At 43.5% G+C, this 2,694-nt stretch carries 3 protein-coding genes and 1 pseudogene; all 4 read left to right on the forward strand.

The window, feature by feature from the left end; genetic code table 11:
• Window positions 1-62 precede the first annotated feature (62 nt).
• Window positions 63-695: pseudogene (locus PX636_RS19530) on the forward strand (SAM-dependent methyltransferase); the annotation flags it as partial.
• A gap of 260 nt (window positions 696-955) precedes the next feature.
• Window positions 956-1,225, forward strand: coding sequence for a UPF0367 protein family (locus tag PX636_RS19535; protein ID WP_002756830.1), 270 nt, complete (start codon window positions 956-958; stop codon window positions 1,223-1,225).
• A 166-nt stretch (window positions 1,226-1,391) separates the two neighbouring features.
• Complete coding sequence (locus PX636_RS19540) at window positions 1,392-2,060, forward strand: energy-coupling factor ABC transporter ATP-binding protein (protein ID WP_012265189.1); 669 nt, start codon at window positions 1,392-1,394, stop codon at window positions 2,058-2,060.
• A 22-nt stretch (window positions 2,061-2,082) separates the two neighbouring features.
• Window positions 2,083-2,694, forward strand: coding sequence for an NYN domain-containing protein (locus PX636_RS19545; RefSeq protein ID WP_002798329.1), 612 nt, complete (start codon window positions 2,083-2,085; stop codon window positions 2,692-2,694).

The raw sequence follows: 2,694 nt of genomic DNA on the forward strand, positions 1-2,694 counted from the left end.
ATTAAGAGTGGCTTTTAGGCTAAGTATAATTACTTATCGCGTAAGTGAGATGCTCCCAATTAGTATTTACTGAGCATGATTTTAATATACTATACAATGAGGATAAGCCAGTCCATTGTTTAGATGTAAAAGACCACGACAACTCTGAAATACGAAATTACATAAAAGAAGGCGAAAAATTGGGATATCATGGGAGGTATCTTACAAAAACAAGGAAGACCTGGTACAAAATTGAAAATAGAAAACCAGCTCCAATTTTATTCGGTGTCTTTAGCAGGGGCAGGTTAAAAGTAATACGCAATTTCACAACAGCAATAAATTTTACCTGCTTTCATTCCTTTTATCCAAATAAATTAGGACAACAATTTATTAATAAATTGTTTGTGTATTTGCTGAGTGATATTGGACAGGAAATAATAAAAATCAATAAACGAAGTTATGGTGATGAATTAGACAAGTTTGAACCAAGGGATTTGAACGATAGCCTATGTCCAAGCCAGAAACAATTTGAAATGATCAGTGATGAAGATGCTGAAGAAGTAATTAGTATTGCACAAAATGATCACAAAAAAGCAATTCTCATGAGTAATGCTCTGATCAAAAGACTTATGGACTCCCAACAATGCGCTGCACCGGACGGCAATTCCGCTGCGCTCCATAGCGCGATCGCTATCGATGCAGGGTGCGTTCCCTAATCTGGCTCCTACTGCTGCACCGATAGATTTTTGGGGAACGCACCCTGCTAATTCATTGAAGCAAGTGATTGCCAGCTAACAACGCCTCTGCACACCAACTGCCGAGAGTTAATCGGTTATGATGCTAGAGTTATCCCCACAGTGAACAGCAATCAGTGAACTGAAAACCCACATCTGATCACTAATACCCTAAAACCCCAACACCCAACCCCTGCTATACAATGGTTTTTGACTTGTTTTTTGGAAGGGAACGCTAAACTATGTATTCGATCGATATTACCCTGAAACTCTCGCCCATCCCCATTTCCGTGCAGCGCAAGGAAGAAGCAGCAGCAGACGCTTTGTATCAAACAATTATTAACGCTATGCGATCGCCTAATCCCGAATTATTAGAATTAACCTGCGAAAAACAAACCGATAAAAAGGTGGCGGTTTTGAGCGATCAGATCAGTGCGGTGATTGTTTCACAAAAATCCGGGGCTGCCTCCACCGGTAGAGCGCCGGGGTTTGTCGCTTTAGCCACAGAATAGTTCTTTAATCAGTTATCAGTGAGCAGTAATCAGTAAACAGTAATCAGTGAGCAGTAAAAAGACAGTAGGAAACTTCTATTTAATACTGCACACTTAAAAACTCAAATCTGATAACTGATAACTGATAACTGATAACTGATAACTGATAACTGATAACTGATAATTCATGACTATAAAAGTAACAGACCTCTGCTTTAGCTGGCCGAATGGGAAATCAGTATTAAATGGCTGCTCTTTGCAAGTTCCCAGAGGAGAATTTTGGATGTTGTTGGGGACAAATGGCAGCGGTAAATCAACCCTGCTGCGGCTCTTAGCGGGATTATTAAAACCTAGTCGCGGGGAAATAGAGATACCTAACCCCCTCGGTTTTGTTTTTCAAAATCCCGACCATCAGTTAGTGATGCCAACAGTGGGGGCAGATGTGGCTTTTGGGTTGGTATCCGAGGGTTTATCCACGCCGGCAATTCGGGCGCGGGTGCGGGAATCCCTAGGGGCGGTGAATTTATTAGAAATGGAAAAACGCCCGATCTATGCTCTCAGTGGCGGACAAAAGCAAAGAATCGCCATTGCGGGGGCTTTAGCTCGTCATTGCGAGGTTTTGCTCTTTGATGAACCCACCGCCCTTTTGGATGGTGATACCCAGCTAGAATTAGTCTCTCAAGTGCAGAAATTGGTCAAAAACCGGGGGATTACGGCCCTTTGGGTGACGCATCGCCTGGAGGAATTGGATTACAGCGATGGAGCATTTTTATTAGAGGGGGGCAAGGTAACGGATCGGGGAAATCCCCTAGACTTAAAAGCGAGATTATTGGCCAGTGCGGCGGGAGAATCCTAAATTTTTTGTTAATATCATTAAGATGCTGTTTTTTAGAACTGCCCTTAATGCCACACCAATTACTCTCAAAGCCATGCTTAATTCTTCTGATCGTTCCCTTCTGCTGGTTGACGGCTACAACGTCATCGGCGCTTGGCCGTCCCTGAAAAAAATCAGCGATCGCCAGGGTCTCGAACCGGCGCGAGACAAGTTAATTGAAACCCTAATCGGTTACACCCACCATCAGGGTTATCAAACCCAAATCGTCTTCGATTCCTACCTTCAACATACCCCCGGCAGCCAAGAACGCTACACTAACCATTTATCGGTTTATTTTACCGCTCACGCTCAAACCGCCGACACCTATATCGAGAAAACCTGCGCCGATTTTTGGCACGATCGCGCTCCAGCTATCGGACGCATTATCGTCGCTACTTCTGATAATGCCCAAAAAATGACCGTTATGGGTTATGGGGCCCAGTGGATTTCCGCTCAACGTCTGGAAATCGAGGTGGATTTAACCGGTCGTCGTCTGAGAAAATCCCAGAGTTCTTCTCAAAGTCCCAAAGGGCGTTTTTTATTCCATTCTCTCGATGCTCAGGTGCAACAGAAATTAGAGAAAATGCGCCACGGAATTAGTTATCAAAAACCTTGA

Source organism: Microcystis sp. M53598_WE2 (genome assembly GCF_030067735.1).
GTDB lineage: Bacteria > Cyanobacteriota > Cyanobacteriia > Cyanobacteriales > Microcystaceae > Microcystis > Microcystis aeruginosa.

Excerpts from the sequence above, each read along its gene's own strand:
- PX636_RS19540 (WP_012265189.1), top strand. The coding sequence starts at position 1,392 with ATGACTATAAAAGTAACAGACCTCTGCTTTAGCTGGCCGAATGGGAAA.
- PX636_RS19545 (WP_002798329.1), top strand. The coding sequence starts at position 2,083 with ATGCTGTTTTTTAGAACTGCCCTTAATGCCACACCAATTACTCTCAAA.
- PX636_RS19535 (WP_002756830.1), top strand. The coding sequence starts at position 956 with ATGTATTCGATCGATATTACCCTGAAACTCTCGCCCATCCCCATTTCC.